Genomic DNA, 15,445 nt, shown 5'->3' on the forward strand with positions numbered 1-15,445 from the left:
GGCGGCGCGGGAATGCACCATGATCGACTGGGATGACGTTCGCTACTTTCTTGCCGCTGCGCGCGGCAGCTCAGTGCGGGCCGTCGCCGGGCGCCTTGGAGTGAACCACGCGACCGTGCTGCGACGCATCGCCCAGCTCGAGGAACGCCTCGGGGCGCAGATGTTCGAAAAGCTGCCTTCGGGCTACCGCCTGACGGCTGCGGGCGAGGAGGTCCTCGAGCTCGCCATCCAGATGGAAGCGTCGTCGCAGGAGCTGGAAACGCGCGTCTTCGGGCGCGACCAGAGCGTGCGCGGGCTTCTGCGGGTGACACTGGCACCGACCCTCGCGACACACCTGCTCATGCCGGACCGCCGGCCCTCCGACACCTCCATAGCGCCATACAAGTGTAAAACGTCGCATCCGAGATGCCCTCCTTGCGACACAGCTCAGGCGCGGACAATCCCGCCTGATGCTCCTTCAGGATGCCGATGATGTGTTCGTCCGAGAACCTCGATCGTTTCATGGCCCGTCTCCTCTGTCAGAGAGCAGGCTAACCTCAAAGCGAGGACTTTTCAGGGAGCAGGCCACCGGCACACTTCGGGGGACCCTCGCCCGGGCGCACGTGCGTGAAATGACCAGCAAACCCGGCCCAGGCCTGTACGTCCGTCAACAGGTCGGGAACCTAGGGGACGCGTGGGCGGTCGGCCGGGTGTGCCTGACGAAACCGTGCAGGCGATTCAAGCCTTGTCGAAAACGGACAGGACGCCGGCCGAGATTTGCAAGGCACTGAAAATTAGCCGCAGCAAGTTCTACAAGTTCGCGGCCAAACGGCAGGCATAAACCGCGCATATATATCTAAAGAGTGCACTCATTCGCGCCGTGCCTGTCGCACTTTCGCGACGACTTCGGCAATTGCAGCGATTATCGCGTCGGGCCGCTCCAACTGCACGACGTGGCTTGAATCGCGCAAGGTCTGGTGGGCGCTGTCGCGCGACCACGCGGTTTGCTCGTCCTGCATCTTCGCCCACGCGGCCTCATGGCGTTCAAATTGCTCCCGGCCCATGCCGGCGACGGCCTGCTGGTCGGCACTGTAATCCTGCCACTGCTTGCCGTGTGAAAGGACGGCTAGCGGCCGGCTCCCTAGATCGCGAAAGGTGCCGGCCTGCTGGAAGATCGCCGGCATCGCGACGGCCTCGTCAAGCGCGGCGCGCAGCGACGGCAATTGATAGGCGGCGACCTCGGCCGCTACGCGGTCGGGTAGCTCTGGCAGTTCAGGTGCAGGCAAGAGCAACCGGGGCAGGCCCGTCCATGCAACGTTCGCGATTGCCCGAAACAGGAAGGGGGCCGGATCGTCCACAACGCCGGAGGCGTCTTCAAGCCGCGCGATCTGGTCGGGGTGCGCGCTATCGACAAGCACGACGCCGGCAACGTCGGCCGGGTGGTGCTTGGTGTAGAGCATGGCGAGAGGACCGCCGAGAGACGCGCCAACCATGACATAAGGGCCGTGCTCATTCGTTGCGGCCAGTGCCTTTTGCAGATCGGCGACGATGGCCTCGCCATCGCGCGGAAGCGGGCCGGGGTCGCTCCACATGAGGCCTGCGCGATCATAGGAACAAATGCGGGTAGTCTGCGAGACGGCTTGCATCACGGGATACCAGAGTATTGATCCGCTCGTGTCCGCGCCAGCCTCCAAGATGACGGTCGGCGAGCCGTCGCCCCTGCAATCGATGGGATACGGCGGCCGCCAATGTCGGCCAGCTTGCCGGGCGGCGGGAACGCCGTGGCGGCATCCCGGCGTGCGATAGCTTCATACGCTGCGCCAGAGGCCAGCAGCACTGTGGCCGCCAAAAGCGCGCCGACGCCAATACGACGGGCAACGCGCCCGCGACCAATCCGCCGCATCAATGCTCTCTTTCCGATCCGCCAAAGTAATCGCGGGCGCGATCTGTGTTTGTTGTTTCGCGACTGCTAATCGCAGTCAGTAACGGCCCTATGATGGCCATACCGGGCATTGCCCACAGCTAAACCCGCCGGCCCTTCGATATGTGATGTCTTCGGGCCGGTGGGCGGCTCAACAGCGCCGGCCGTGGACAATGCAGCGTGGCGACAGGTCGCCAACCCGGCCGCGGCCGCGGCGTCACCACGGCCAGACGTGGTGACAATGGAACTCGTCGACCAGCTCGCCGGCGTCGCCACGCTGGCGAAATGAACCGCGCCGGGTTTGCCGAAGGCTCCAACTCCTGAAAAGGTGGAGCCCGCATGAGCAAGACAACGAACAAGTTCTCACCTGAGGTGCGTGCCCGCGCGGTGCGGATCGTACTGGATCATGAGGCCGAGCATCCGTCCCGTTGGGCGGCGATCATGTCGATCTCGGCCAAGATCGGCTGCACGGCGCAGACGCTGACCGAATGGGTGAAGAAGGCCGAGGTCGAGAGCGGCCGCAAGTCTGGGCTGACGACGGACATGGCGGCCAAGCTAAAGGCTGTCGAACGCGAGAACCGGGAGTTGCGACAGGCGAACGAGATCCTGCGTAAGGCGTCGGCGTATTTTGCCCAGGCGGAGCTCGACCGCCGACACCGGTCATGATCGCCTTCATCGACGATCACCGCAGGGCCTATGGGGTCGAGCCGATCTGCAACGTGCTGCCGATCGCCCCGTCAACCTACCACGCTCATGCCTCGCGACGGGGCGATCCGGCCAAGCTCTCGATCCGGGCGAGGCTCGATGCCGCCTTCTTGCCGGAGATCCAGCGGGTCTTTGACGAGAACTTCCAGGTCTATGGCGTGCGCAAGGTCTGGCGGCAGATGCAGCGAGAAGGGCATCAGCTTGCTCGCTGTACCGTGGCGCGCCTGATGCGCAGTGCGGGCCTGCAAGGCGTGATCCGCGGCAAGTCTGTGCGCACCACGATCGGTGACAAGGCGGCGCCGTGCCCGCTCGATCATGTGAACCGGGTCTTCCGGGCACCGGCCCCGAACAGGCTGTGGGTCTCGGATTTCACCTATGTCAGTACTTGGTCGGGCTTCGTCTGCGTCGCTTTCGTCATCGACGCCTACGCCCGCCGCATCGTCGGCTGGAGCGTATCGCGGACCGCGCCCGCCAGCTTCGTGCTCGACGCACTGGAGCAGGCTCTGCACGAGCGACGGCCCGCACACCGCGGCGGCCTCGTGCATCATTCCGACAGGGGTTCTCGATATGTCAGCATTCGACACACCGAGCGGCTCGTCGAGGCTGGCATCGAACCCTTTGTCGGCAGTGTCGGCGACAGCTATGACAACGCTCTCGCCGAAACAATCAACGGCCTCCATAAAGCGGAGCTCATCCACAGGCGCGGACCCTGGCGAAGCTCGAGGCCGTCGAGTTCGCCACGCTGACTTGGGTCGACTGGTTCAACAATCGCCGGCTGCTGGAACCCATCGGCAACATCCCGCCGGCTGAAGTCGAGGAGCGCTACTACGCCATGCTGAGCGAACCAGCCATGGCAGCGTGACTCAAACGAAACGGCCTCCGGCAAACCAGGGGCGGTTCAATATCGCTGGGACCGATTTCGCAGTTCGATACATCACCATGGTGCAGGCGGTTGGCAGCACCCGTTTGATCGCGAGTCTCGGCCTTCGTCGGCTGAACTGCACCGTGCCAACCGACCATTGTAACGCGACATGAAAAGGATTCACGCGCACGTAATTTTTCATCGTTTGCAAAGATATCCCGGACTTTCCAAGGTTCCCTTCAATTCAAAGGGGAAGTCAAATGTCAAAATATCGGCTGCTGTCTTGTATTGCCGGGAGCTACTTGTTGCTGACGTCGGGGGCGTTGGCCGATGTGACCTTGAACGGTCGCGATACGACGCCCGAGATGATCGTCCGTGTTGCCAAGGGAGAAAAGGTCATTGTTCCGCCCGAGAGCCTCCAAAAGGTGTCGAAGGCATTCGACATTCTGCTGCAGGGCGCCAGGGAAGGGCAGGAAATATACGGTCTGACGGTCGGCGTGGGCTGGAACAAGGACCGGAAGATGGTGGATGCCAAGGGTGAACTGACGCCCGAACTCCTGGAGGCATCCCGCCACTTCAACGAAGGGCTGCTGCGCGCCCATTCCGTCGGCGTCGGACCCGATACCGCACTGGATATCGTCCGCGCAACGATGGCCGTGCGCCTCAACAACATCCTTACCGGTGGCCCCGGAGTACAAAAGCACGTCGCCGAAACACTGCTTGCCTTTCTCAACGAACAGATCACGCCGATCATGCCTTCGCGCGGTTCGGTCGGGCAAGCCGACATGACACTGCTCAGCCATGTCGGATTGGCGATGCTTGGTGAGGGCGACGTCGACTACAAGGGCAAGCGCATGCCCGCAGCGCAGGCCTTGCAGGCTGCCAAGATCGAGCCGCTGAAGCCCTTCGGAAAGGATGGCCTGGCCATCCTCAGTTCCAACGCCTATGCAGCCGGGCTCGGGGCGCTGGCGATCCATGATGCGGAGCAGATGATGGCAAGCTCCGAGATGGTCTATGCGCTGAGCCTGGAAGGGTTGAACGGGAATGTTTCTCCGCTCCTCGATGACGTCACCGCCTTGAGACCCTTCCCCAGCTATATCGGCGAAGCCAAGAAACTGCGGACCTTGCTGTCGGGAAGCTATCTGTGGCAGCAGGACGACAAACGCATCCTCCAGGATCCCCTGAGCTACCGCACGGCTCCCTATCTGTTCGGCAGCATGACCGACAGCATCGCGCGGACCAAGGCCCTGCTCCAGATTCAGATCAACTCGTCCGACGACAATCCGGGCATCGCACTGGGAGTGCGTCCGGCTTCGGATCTGCCCCAGGCCAAGCGGGGTTATGTCGAGGGCGGGGCCGTCCTGCCGACCGCCAATTTCGATCCGCTGCCATGGGTCATTTCCTTCGAGGAACTGGGGATCGTCCTGGCCCATCACGCGACGGCTTCCTCCGAGCGCACCTTGAAGCTGAACAATCCCCAGCACTCCAAACTGCCGCGTTATCTGGCAGCCGGCGAAGCCCAGCATGCCTTCCTGGTGGTGGAAGCGCCGCTGATGGCGATCGCCACCGAAAGCCGGGCACTGGCGCAGCCCACCTCCTTCGACTCGCGTCCGATTGCCGGCGGTGTCGAGGACGTCGGCACCAATGCCCCCCTGGTCGTGAGCAGGGTGCGCGCGCAGATCGACAACAGCTTCACAATTCTCGGCATCGAATTGATCCAAGCAGCCCAGGCCGTGGACCTGCGACTGGCCGAACATCAGGATCGCCCTCTCTCGACTGCGACAGCCGCTTTCAAGCAGTCCTTCCGCAAGAAAGTGGCGTTCCTCGACAAGGATCGTTCACTGACGCCCGACATTTCGGTGGCCGCAAGCTTCTTGAAGGAATGGCGCCGGGACCCGAATTGAATCGATCCCTGCATCGCGCCAGGAGCGATGCTCATATCGCTCGACAAATCCTCTGCCGTCACCCAGGTGGCGGCAGATTTGTCGAAATGCCGATCCCTCTCAGTGCCCAAACGTTCGGATCGAGGGCAATCTACTGGGATTGCACCCAGCGCAGAAACTCCCGGATCGGCCTTTCATTGCTGCGCCTCTGCAGATGCGCAAGATACCAGCCGCCGGGCTGCATCACATCGGCTGGCACGGGTATCATCAGATTGCCGCTGCGCAGGTCCGCCTCGACCAGGAAATGGGGAACCACCACCAGGCCCTGGCCGTTCATCGCGGCCTCGATTGCGAGCAAGGTGCTGTCGTAGCGCGGTGCGCTCTTGTGCAGGAGATTGGACAGGCCGAGGCTCTGGGCCCATATCGCGGTATCGTCGGTCGCGCCGGATATCGACAGGAAGGGGAAATGCGACAGATCCTGAGGTGATGAGATCGCCTCGGCAATGGTTCGCGAACAGACGGCGACGAGCCGTTCCTTTCTCAACAAGGTGTAGCTGACCCGGGCCCGTTCGGGCGTGCGTGTATAGATCAATCCGACATCCGCGTGATCGGGATTGAAATCCCAATCGAGCAGGCTCGCATCCAGGCTGACGGTAATCTCGGGCGAGACTTCGTTGAAGTGATGCAGCCTGGGTATGAGCCAGCGCACGGCGACCGTGACATAGACCTGTACGGTCAGCGATCTCTTGACCGGCGCCTCGCGGATGAGATCCGTGGTCAGGGCGATACGGTCCAGGGCATCCTGGATGACCGATAGATACAGCGTCCCCTTCTGGCTCAGCTCGACCCGTCCTGGCTTCCTGATGAAGAGCTGCGTGCCGAGATTGCGCTCCAGGGACGCGATCTGGTGGCTGATAGCCGATTGCGTAAGATTCAGCTCCAAAGCGGCATTCTTGAAACTGCATAGCCGCGCCGCCGCTTCGAAAACGCGCAAGGTGGAAAGGGGAGGAAGCGTTCTCTGGACCACGTTTGGCTCTGCCACATGAATCTCATTCATCTAGCCGCGAATTCTTGTCGTTTGCAAGGGGCCGGCAAAGCTCACTAACATTCTCTCAAATGATAAAAACGGGGAACGCAAGTGAAGAAGCAATTCATAAAATACTCCATCCTCACGCTTACGCTTGGCGTAAGCATTCTTTCAGCAACGGCAGCGTTTGCCGAGGGCCAATGCGTCCGTGTGCTGGGTTATGAATCCGACGGCGAAAAACAAACCATGGATCCTGCTGCGCTGATCGGCACTGACAGCGCCTATCACATACGAGCGGTCTACGAACCTCTGGTCGATCGCAGCAAGACGATGGAAGCTGTTCCCGTCCTTGCCGAGAAATGGGAATCCAACGCCGATGCCACCGAGTGGACCTTTCATCTCAGGAAGGGCGTCAAGTTCCATGACGGCTCGGATTTCGGCGCGGCCGACGTGGTCTATTCCTATCGCCGCCTGCTCGACCCGGCCGTTTCGCCCGGTGGGTTTTCGACACTCGCCTTCCTCGATGCGCAAGGCATTACGGCGGTCGACGCCCACACGGTACGCTTCAAGGTCAAGCAGCCGGTGGTGGAATTGCCGATGCTGATCGCCACGAAATATGCCCTGATGGTGCAGGACGGCGCCAAAAGCGAGGAACTGAAGACCAAGGGCAACGGCACCGGCCCCTTCATGCAGGAAACATTCTCGATCAACGGGCCGGTGCGGGTCATGCGGCGCAATCCCCATTATTGGCGCACGGGCCTGCCCAAGGCCGAATGCCTGCAGATCACCACCAGCCTGGAGTCGACCTCGCGCCTTTCGGCCCTGCTGTCCGGTTCGGTCGACCTGTCGCTGGCCGTCGATCCGGCCAGCCTCATCACCTTGAAGGACAATCCCGCCGTTTCACTGGTTTCCACCCCGGGCGCGACCTCGCTCTATCTTGCGGTATGGACCGACACGGCCCCCTTCGACGACCCACGCGTTCGCCAGGCCCTGAAGCTGGTGATGGATCGCCAGAAGATCCTCGACACCGTGCTCTTGGGCTATGGGGAAACCGGCGGCGATACGCCCATCCCGCCGAATTCCCCCTTCGGCCTCGCCACGCCGCCGAAGGCCGCCGACGTCGAAAAGGCCAAGGCCCTGCTTGCGGAGGCCGGCCATCCCAACGGCATCGAATTCGATCTTTATACCTCCGATTCCTATCCGGGCATGCTGCTCCTGGCCCAGGTCTATGCACAAATGGCGGAGCCCGCCGGCATCAAGGTCAATGTCATCACCTCACCCGCGGAAGGCTATTGGGACACGATCTGGCTAAAAAAGCCGGCCGTGATCTCCTATACCAGCGCCCGCCCGCCGGCCGAGGCCCTGACGCTCTCGCTCAACACCAAGTCGGAGTGGAACGAGACGCATTGGCATCGGCCCGACTTCGACGCTCTGGTCGTCAAGGCAGGACAAACCTCCGATCCGCAGCAGCGCACGGCCCTCTATCGCGACGCCCAGCGCATGGTGGCCGAAGAGGGAGGCATGATCTTGCCGATCTTCACCTCGGCCGTGGCCGGGCTTCGCCAGGGCTGCAGCGGCTACACGCCCCATGTCGATGTCAATCGCATCGACTATGCCGAACTGAGCTGCACCGACTAGCTGCTTTTCCATCACCTCTTTCCGAATTCAGCCTCAGGAGCCCAGTGCTCCTGAGAAAGGCCGTTTGCGCATGCCACTTCATCGTCTGACAAGATTCATGCTCGATTTCGCTGACGGCCTGGACCGTCCACACCATCCGGTGGCTTCCTCCCATGCCAGCCGTCTGCGGGTTCTGGCCCAGAGCCTCACGGCCGTCCGCGAAATCCCGAGCGCGCGCGTGCCGATCCAGTCGGCCTGCGAGGCGGAGCTTGCGGCCAACGGCGATCCTTCGCCGCTGGCAAGCGCCCTCCTCGACCTCCTGCCTGTTGTCCATGTCACACGCAGTCCCAGCTATCTCGCCGCCCCGCCCAGCCCGAGCTTTGCGGACAATTACGGCTATGCCGTCATCTGCGGCCCGCAGAACGGCCCCCCCACCCTGCTGACCGACAGTCAGATCGCCTTCGGCTTGATGTTCCTGGGCCCGCAGACCCATTACCCGCTCCATCATCATCCCGCCGACGAAGTCTACTATCCCTTGACCGGTCCTTCGTTCTGGCAGGCAGGCACTTCGTCCTGGGTCTCGCGTCAGGCCGGCGAGATCATTCACCATCCCCCCTGGCTCCCCCACGCCACATTGTCGGCCGACAGGCCCTTGGTGCTGCTCTACGTCTGGGCGGGCGATCTTCTCACCGATGCAACCTTCCTGACCACACAGGGGAACGAAGCGCCATGAAGATCCTTCGCCTCGTCGTTGCCAGGGTCGGCCTGTCGATCTTCACCTTGTTGCTGGTGTCGATACTGATCTTCCTCATCCTGGAGGCCCTACCGGGAGACATCGCCTCGCGCATCCTCGGACGCGATGCCACGCAGAAGGCTCTGGAAGTACTGCGCCAGCAAATGCATCTCGATCAACCGGCCTGGAGCCGATATCTGACCTGGCTCACCGATCTTCTGCACGGCAATCTCGGTGCTTCGCTTGCCACCGGCCGGCCGATCGCGGACGTCTTGGCCCCGCGCATCGTCAACACGCTGCTGCTTTCCTCGCTGGCATTCACCTTTTATGTCGTGCTTGCGATCGTTCCCGCCGTCGTCCAGGCGACACGACGAGGCAGCATCGCCGACAATGTGATATCCTTCATCACGCTGCTGCTGCTGTCCTTGCCGGATTTCCTGCTGGCAACCATCCTGCTCTTCGTGTTCGCAGTGGCATTGCCGATCCTGCCGGCCCTGTCGACCATATCCGAAACCAGCAGCTGGGCGAGCACGTTGCGCGCCATGGTTCTGCCTGCGGTCACACTGGCCATCATGATGGCCGTCTATGCGATCCGGGTCCTGCGCGACAGCCTGATCGAGGTACTGCGCTCGGACTATGTGCGCCTGGCAGAACTGAAGGGCCTCAAGCCTCGCGCCGTGCTTTGGCGCCATGCGCTGCCGAATGCGATCGTGCCGGCCTTGAACGTCACCGCGCTCAATCTCGGCTTCCTGATCGGCGGCGTGGTCATCGTGGAGCGCGTATTTTCCTATCCCGGCTTCGGCACGCTTTTGATCGACGCGCTGCAATTGCGCGACATCCCGCTGATCAAGGCGACGGTGATGATCAGCGCAGCCGTCTACATCGCGGCCAATCTGCTCGCCGATCTCGGCGCCACCCTCCTGCAACCCCGCTTGAGGACAGGTTCATGACGTTCATCAGGCTCGATAGCCGCCAAAGGCGGCAGAGGCTGCGCATCGGCGGCTGGGGCTGGCGTGATACGCCCGGCCCCTTCCGGATCGGCGCGACGATCCTTGCCGCCCATGTGCTGTTCGCGGCCATCGGCGCGCTGTGGACGCCCTATGGCTTCGCCCAGATGGCGACGGGCATGCCCCTGTCGGGCATGTCCTGGCTGCATCCGATGGGGGTCGACCAGATCGGGCGCGATGTCTTCAGCCGGTTCATGCATGGCGCCCACATCGTGCTCCTGCTGGCCTGCGGCGGCACCATACTGGGCATGACGGCAGGAACGATCCTGGGGCTGATTTCGGGCTATGTCGGAGGCTGGTTCGACGAGATTTCCCAACGCCTGGTCGAGGCGATGATCAGCATCCCGTTCCTGGCCCTGGCCCTGGTCGTCATCATTGCGGCAGGCCCGGCACTGGCGGGAAATCCGCTGTTGATCGTCTTCGTGGTCGGCCTGGTCTACGCACCCCGCATTGCCCGTATCGCCAGGGCGGCGGCGATGGAAATCGCCACGCGCGAATATGTCGCCGTTGCTCAGCTTCGCGGCGAGGGACTGTGGTCGATCGTGCTGCGCGAAATCCTGCCCAACGCTGCCAACATCCTCCTGGTCGAGTTTTCGTTGCGCCTGAGCTATGCGCCCATCCTCATCGGCGCGCTGGGCTTTCTCGGCTTCGGCATCCGGCCGCCGACCCCGGAATGGGGCCTGATGATCAGCGAAAACCGCAATCTCCTGATTGCTTCGCCCGCGACAGTATTCGGCCCCGGGCTCGGCCTCGCCTCTCTGGTGATCGGCCTCAACCTGTTCACCGATGGCCTGTCGCGCATGCTCGGCCAGCGGCCGGCGATGGGAGCCTGAACCATGACGAAGCTGATTGCCGTCAACAATCTTTCCATCGCCTATGCGGGACCGGCCGGGTGGACGAATATCGTCGAAGGGGTCTCGTTCGACATCGCACGTGGAGAAGCCTTCGGCCTGGTCGGTGAATCGGGCTGCGGAAAATCGACGGTGGCCTATCGGCTGCTCGGCTACCAGGCGCCCAACAGCAGGGTCCAGACAGGCCAGGTCCTTTTCGAGGGAACCGACTTGCTGCAACTCGACGCGCCTTCGCTGGCCGCGCTGCGCGGGCGAAAGATTGCCTTCGTCCCCCAGAACCCGACGACGGCCTTGAGCCCGGGCATGCGCGTCGGGTCGCAGATCCGCGAGATGATCTCGACCCATCGAGCCCTTGCGGACAATGTCTCGATGGATGACAGGTTGCGGGAGCTGTTTGCGTTGGTGGGCCTTGGCGACGTCCGCCGGCGCTACCCGCACGAACTCTCCGGCGGGCAGCAGCAGCGCGTCACCATCGCGATGGCGGTTGCCTGCAATCCCGATCTTCTCGTCCTGGATGAACCGACGACCGGCCTCGACGTCACGACCCAGCGCCAGATCATCCGCCTGCTGTCGGAGCTCAGAAGCCGGATCGGCATGGCAATGCTCTATGTCACCCATGATCTTGCCCTGCTAGCCCAGATCGCCGACCGGGTCGGCGTCATGTATGCCGGCCAATTGGTCGAGACCGCCGACAGCGAAACCTTGCTGCCCCGGCCACTCCATCCCTATTCACGCGGTCTGATCGCCTCCATTCCGACAATCCAGCACGCCACCCTGGGGGCCAGGGGCCTGACGGGCGTCCTGAGGCGGGATCAAATGCCCGGCGGCTGCAAATTCCAGCCGCGCTGCGATGCCGCCAGTGAGGCTTGCCGCTCGACCCCACAATCCCTCGACAAGGTTGACGCCAGCCATGCCGTGGCCTGCATGCGCTGGAGAGAACTTGCGCCGCCCGCGACGCCGCCGGTGCTCGACAAGACACCCATCGGCAACACCGATGCCACTGGCAATTTGCTTTCACTGCAAAATCTGACGCTCTCCTACACTCAATCCGGCTGGCTGAGGACCTTGCTCGGCCAGGAGGGGAAGGTCACGGCACGCGAGATCGAGATCGAACTGAACGCCGGTGAGATCGTGGCGCTGGTCGGTGAATCCGGCAGTGGCAAGTCGACGATCGCGCGCGCCATCAGTGGCCGTCTGGCGCCCCGGTCGGGATCCATCAGCCTGGGCGGCGAACGGCTGGAACCGCGGCTTTCCCAGCGCTCACGCCAGCAATTGCGGCAGATCCAGTATATTTTCCAAAATCCGGATGCCTCCCTCAACCCGCGCCGCAAGGTCCGGGCCATTCTCGAACGCCCTTTAGATCATTTCGGCATCGAATTCGAGACGGCAACGCTTGAAAATATCCTGGAAAGCGTCGGCCTTCATGCCGACTACCTCGAGCGCTTTCCCGAGCAATTGTCCGGCGGCGAGCGCCAGCGCGTGGCGATCGCTCGGGCCCTGCTCGTCAAGCCGCAGCTTTTGATCTGCGACGAGATCCTGTCTGCCCTCGACGTCTCCGTTCAAGCCAAGATCGTCGAACTGCTGGCCTCCTTGAAGGCGCAGCATGCCGTGGCCATGCTGTTCATCTCGCATGACCTGGCCGTGGTACGCCAGTTGGCCGACCGGGTGGCTGTCCTCTATCTCGGCGAGCTCATGCAGGTCAGCCGGACCAAGGCCCTCTTTAGCTCGCCCCGGCACCCCTATACGGAAATGCTGCTGCGCGCCGCGCCCGACCTGCACAAGGACGATTATAAGCCGATGCCGCCGGCGATGCCGCAATCCGTCCCCGTACAAGGAGAAGGATGCCCATTGGCGGGCCGCTGCCCGCGCCAGATCGACTCTCGATGCGTGCAAAGCCGTCCGCCCCTTCAACGCACGGCTGATGGTTTCATACGTTGCCACATTCCCGTCGGGCAATTGGCGGTCCCCGCCTGAGCGGATGCGTTTCACTCAGGCAGACTGTGGCATGATGCAGGGGTCGTTTCGCCTTCGCTCTAGCCCCGAACATCAAAGAACAATTCGATGCGATCGCCGCCTGCACAAAGGCAGAGTTAGGTCGACATCCTCAGGCCACTGAAGATTTGCGACAAAGCCCTAACCCACGTCGCGGTAGCGGGGCGCCGGGGTAGCCGTGGAAAGCTTGCCGATCATCGCCCGTCGAGCGGCCTCGTAGGCGTCGAAGAGTTCACCATCCTGAAGAGAGGGGATGGTGGCAAACTCGCCCCGGTCAAGTCCGATGAGCGCCGCCTCGACGAGATCCTCGCTACGCATGACCATCGCGGCCGGCATCTGCTCAAGCGGGCGGCCGGCGATCGCCCAGAAGTCAGTCGCGGTAGCGCCCGGAAGCACAACCTGCACGGTGACGCCGGTGCCAGCGAGCTCGTGCTGAAGGTTCTGGCTGAAGGCGAGGACGAACGCCTTGCTGCCACCGTAGACGCCGTTCAGCGCCTCCGGATTGATGGCAACGATCGAAGCGATATTGATGATCGTACCGGTGCCGCGCGCGATGAATTGCGGGACGACCGCATAGGTCAAGCGGGTGAGCGCCGTGACGTTGAGCGAAATCAGCGAAGTCATCTGGTCGACGTCGGAGTTGACCAGCTTCAGCGCCCCGCCAAGACCCGCATTGTTGACGAGCAAGGTAATGTCCGGGGTATCCCTGAGAAAGGCCTCGACCTGAGCGAGGTCCGCGGCATCCGCAAGGTCGGCCGACATGACGTCCACTTTGCTGCTGGTCTTGGCACGGATCCGTTCGGCGACATGTGCGAGCTTGTCCGCGTTGCGCGCGATCAGGACGAGGTCGTACCCCCGTTCGGCAAGGCGGTCGGCATAGACCGCGCCGATTCCACTCGATGCGCCGGTGACGACGGCGGTCCCCATTGTCTCTGACATTCTCGTATCTCCTCAGCTATCCACGGGCATCAGCTCCTGCGATGCCTGGCGATCGAAGGAAAACTAGTGGTTCTGGATGTCGCGCGGCAGCTATCAAGAATGAAAACCAGCCTCTCGAAAAAGCGAAAGGCCCGGCATATCGTTCAACCGACCTCAACGGCAATGTGAGGCTTCTCGGCCTTGTCCTGTCCCGGATCGGGTATCTTTTAGCTCGCGTGATCGCTCGCCGCGCATCTACGCGCGATGCCGAACAAGCAATGTGTCTATACAATGCCCTATCAGCACTACGGATCAGAGCTGAATCCGGTAATGTGGGGGGTATGGCCTTATGGACCGTCTCGACGCAATGCAGGTTTTGCTGGCGGTCGTCGACGCCGGCAGTTTGTCGGCCGGAAGTCGCAAGCTGAATGCACCGCTGCCGAGCGTCAGCCGGAAGGTCGCGGACCTCGAACGCCATCTCGGCACGCGCCTTTTGGTTCGGACCAGCCGGAACGTCCAGCTCACCGATACGGGCCGCGACTATGTCGATGCAGCCCGCCAGATCATCGCGCAAATCGAGGATGCCGAACTGCGGGCATCAGGTGAGTATGAAACGCCCAGGGGCGTTTTGACGATCACCGTGCCGATCGCGTTCGGTCATGACCATGTGCTGCCCTTCGCCTATGACTTCATGTGCGAACACCCCGAGATCACGCTGAACATTCTCTCTCTCGATCGTGTCGTGAACCTTGTCGATGAGCATGTCGATGTTGGCGTTCGCCTGGGTGAACTTGCCGACAGTTCGTTCTATGCGGTCAAGGTCGGCGATTTCGACTTCGTGACCTGCGCCAGCCCGAAATATCTGGCGCGCAAGGGGCGCCCCTTGAGCCCGGAAGACCTCGCCGGCCACGAAGGCGCCGTCTTCGGCCACATCACCGAACCAGGTTGGCTCTATCAGCGCGAAGGCCGCAGGCTGGAAGGCAAGCCCAACGTCCGCATTCGCGCCAATACCGCGACGGCTACCCTGACCGCGGCCTTGCGTGGAGTCGGCATCGTCCGCCTCCCCCGCTACCAGGTCGCTGGCGATCTGCAATCGGGCGCATTGGTCGCGATACTCGACGACTATGAGAGCCCGTCATTTCCCGTGCACCTGGTTTATGTTCGCCAAGGGCTGCTGCCCTTGAAAGTACGAGTCTTCATCGATTGGATAGCGCCACGCCTGAAGCGTAAGCTGAAAGATCTCGGCGCGTTCAAACCAACCTGAGTTCAATCGAGAGGCGAGGTGGTGACGTCATGGCACGTCGCGACAATCGACCTGGGGTTTTCCATATCAGCGCCTGAGAGGCTGCCTATCGTTTTGGCCGTCTGCTGTCGGTCTTAAGTCTCCTCCAAGTATCGGTCATCACCGAATACAACGACAGGAGACTTCCCATGACTGCCAAGACTCTCTTCACCGCACATGTCCACACCGTCGGCGGCCGCGAAGGCTGGGCAAAAAGTTCGGACGGCCAGCTCGACGTCAAGCTGTCGGTGCCCGGCTCGAACCGTCCCGGCACCAATCCCGAACAGCTTTTCGCGGCAGGCTGGTCCGCCTGCTTCGAGGGCGCGCTCGGACACGCTGCCAGGGAACAGGGCATCAGGCTTCCGGCCGAGACTGCGGTCGACGCCGAGGTGAACCTGTCGTTTGATGAAGCGGAGGGGTATTTCCTGACCGCCCGCCTGAACGTCAGCATCCCCGGCATCGCCGATGATGTCGCACAGCGGCTGGTCGAGCGCGCTCACGCGACCTGCCCCTATTCGAAGATGACCCGTAGCGGCATCACCGCCAGCGTCGCGTTCGCCGTTTCTGCGTAGTCCAAACCCGCTGACTCTGGACTCACGGCTCCCACGCACGCGGAGCCAAGGACGCGGCGTGGCCTTCTCATCGATCCTGCCGCGTCTTCGCTCAAG

The 15,445-nt window shown here is 62.5% G+C and carries 12 protein-coding genes, 3 pseudogenes and 1 other annotated feature; of the genes and pseudogenes, 11 read left to right on the plus strand and 4 right to left on the minus strand.

Features of this window, described 5'->3' with window-relative positions; genetic code table 11:
• Window positions 1-19: 19 nt before the first annotated feature.
• Window positions 20-349 (plus strand): annotated as a pseudogene (locus ACN6KF_RS33530) (LysR family transcriptional regulator); the annotation flags it as partial.
• On the opposite strand, the pseudogene ACN6KF_RS33535 reads toward ACN6KF_RS33530, so the two are convergent.
• Together ACN6KF_RS33535 and ACN6KF_RS33540 are read right to left on the minus strand one after the other, a co-directional pair.
• Window positions 349-503, minus strand: a pseudogene (locus ACN6KF_RS33535) (transposase); the annotation flags it as partial. The pseudogenes ACN6KF_RS33530 and ACN6KF_RS33535 overlap by 1 nt on opposite strands.
• A 345-nt stretch (window positions 504-848) precedes the next feature.
• On the minus strand, window positions 849-1,673 hold the full coding sequence (locus ACN6KF_RS33540; protein ID WP_434961199.1) for an alpha/beta fold hydrolase: 825 nt from the start codon (window positions 1,671-1,673) through the stop codon (window positions 849-851).
• A 393-nt stretch (window positions 1,674-2,066) separates the two neighbouring features.
• On the opposite strand from ACN6KF_RS33540, the gene ACN6KF_RS33545 reads away from it, so the two are divergent.
• From ACN6KF_RS33545 to ACN6KF_RS33555, 3 genes and pseudogenes are all read left to right on the plus strand, one after another.
• Window positions 2,067-2,189 (plus strand): hypothetical protein, encoded by a 123-nt coding sequence (locus tag ACN6KF_RS33545; protein WP_434961200.1) that lies wholly within the window; start codon window positions 2,067-2,069, stop codon window positions 2,187-2,189.
• A gap of 50 nt (window positions 2,190-2,239) precedes the next feature.
• Window positions 2,240-3,467: pseudogene (locus ACN6KF_RS33550) on the plus strand (IS3 family transposase).
• Window positions 2,521-2,637: a sequence feature (AL1L pseudoknot), on the plus strand. Its footprint overlaps the pseudogene before it by 117 nt.
• 305 nt (window positions 3,468-3,772) lie before the next feature.
• A complete protein-coding gene (locus ACN6KF_RS33555) occupies window positions 3,773-5,371 on the plus strand; it encodes an HAL/PAL/TAL family ammonia-lyase (RefSeq protein WP_434961201.1) in 1,599 nt (532 codons plus the stop codon).
• A 130-nt stretch (window positions 5,372-5,501) separates the two neighbouring features.
• Here the strand turns inward: ACN6KF_RS33555 and ACN6KF_RS33560 are convergent, their stop codons facing one another.
• Window positions 5,502-6,377: a LysR substrate-binding domain-containing protein gene (locus ACN6KF_RS33560; RefSeq protein WP_434961202.1), complete on the minus strand. Its 876-nt coding sequence runs from the start codon at window positions 6,375-6,377 to the stop codon at window positions 5,502-5,504.
• Window positions 6,378-6,623: 246 nt separating this feature from the next.
• Here ACN6KF_RS33560 and ACN6KF_RS33565 point away from each other — a divergent pair, with 246 nt between their 5' ends.
• The 5 genes from ACN6KF_RS33565 (at window position 6,624) to ACN6KF_RS33585 (ending at window position 12,559) form a co-directional block, all read left to right on the plus strand.
• On the plus strand, window positions 6,624-8,015 hold the full coding sequence (locus ACN6KF_RS33565; protein ID WP_434961203.1) for an ABC transporter substrate-binding protein: 1,392 nt from the start codon (window positions 6,624-6,626) through the stop codon (window positions 8,013-8,015).
• Window positions 8,016-8,112: 97 nt separating this feature from the next.
• Window positions 8,113-8,727, plus strand: a complete 615-nt coding sequence (locus tag ACN6KF_RS33570; RefSeq protein WP_434961204.1) for a dimethylsulfonioproprionate lyase family protein — start codon at window positions 8,113-8,115, stop codon at window positions 8,725-8,727.
• Window positions 8,724-9,677: an ABC transporter permease gene (locus ACN6KF_RS33575; RefSeq protein WP_434961205.1), complete on the plus strand. Its 954-nt coding sequence runs from the start codon at window positions 8,724-8,726 to the stop codon at window positions 9,675-9,677. The genes ACN6KF_RS33570 and ACN6KF_RS33575 overlap by 4 nt, the downstream gene beginning before the upstream one ends.
• Entirely contained in the window at window positions 9,674-10,567 is an 894-nt protein-coding gene (locus ACN6KF_RS33580; protein ID WP_434961206.1) for an ABC transporter permease, read from the plus strand. The genes ACN6KF_RS33575 and ACN6KF_RS33580 overlap by 4 nt, the downstream gene beginning before the upstream one ends.
• A 3-nt stretch (window positions 10,568-10,570) precedes the next feature.
• Window positions 10,571-12,559, plus strand: coding sequence for a dipeptide ABC transporter ATP-binding protein (locus ACN6KF_RS33585; protein ID WP_434961207.1), 1,989 nt, complete (start codon window positions 10,571-10,573; stop codon window positions 12,557-12,559).
• 159 nt (window positions 12,560-12,718) lie between these two features.
• Here ACN6KF_RS33585 and ACN6KF_RS33590 read toward each other — a convergent pair whose 3' ends face one another.
• Window positions 12,719-13,516, minus strand: coding sequence for an SDR family NAD(P)-dependent oxidoreductase (locus tag ACN6KF_RS33590; protein ID WP_434961208.1), 798 nt, complete (start codon window positions 13,514-13,516; stop codon window positions 12,719-12,721).
• 328 nt (window positions 13,517-13,844) lie between these two features.
• On the opposite strand from ACN6KF_RS33590, the gene ACN6KF_RS33595 reads away from it, so the two are divergent.
• Both ACN6KF_RS33595 and ACN6KF_RS33600 read left to right on the plus strand, forming a co-directional pair.
• A complete protein-coding gene (locus ACN6KF_RS33595) occupies window positions 13,845-14,759 on the plus strand; it encodes a LysR family transcriptional regulator (protein ID WP_434961209.1) in 915 nt (304 codons plus the stop codon).
• Window positions 14,760-14,926: 167 nt separating this feature from the next.
• Window positions 14,927-15,349 carry an organic hydroperoxide resistance protein gene (locus ACN6KF_RS33600; RefSeq protein ID WP_434961210.1) on the plus strand — a complete coding sequence of 141 codons (423 nt, stop codon included), beginning with the start codon at window positions 14,927-14,929 and terminating at the stop codon, window positions 15,347-15,349.
• Window positions 15,350-15,445: the final 96 nt, after the last annotated feature.

The organism is Labrys methylaminiphilus subsp. lupini, from assembly GCF_051161885.1.
In the GTDB taxonomy this organism is placed as follows: Bacteria; Pseudomonadota; Alphaproteobacteria; order Rhizobiales; family Labraceae; genus Labrys.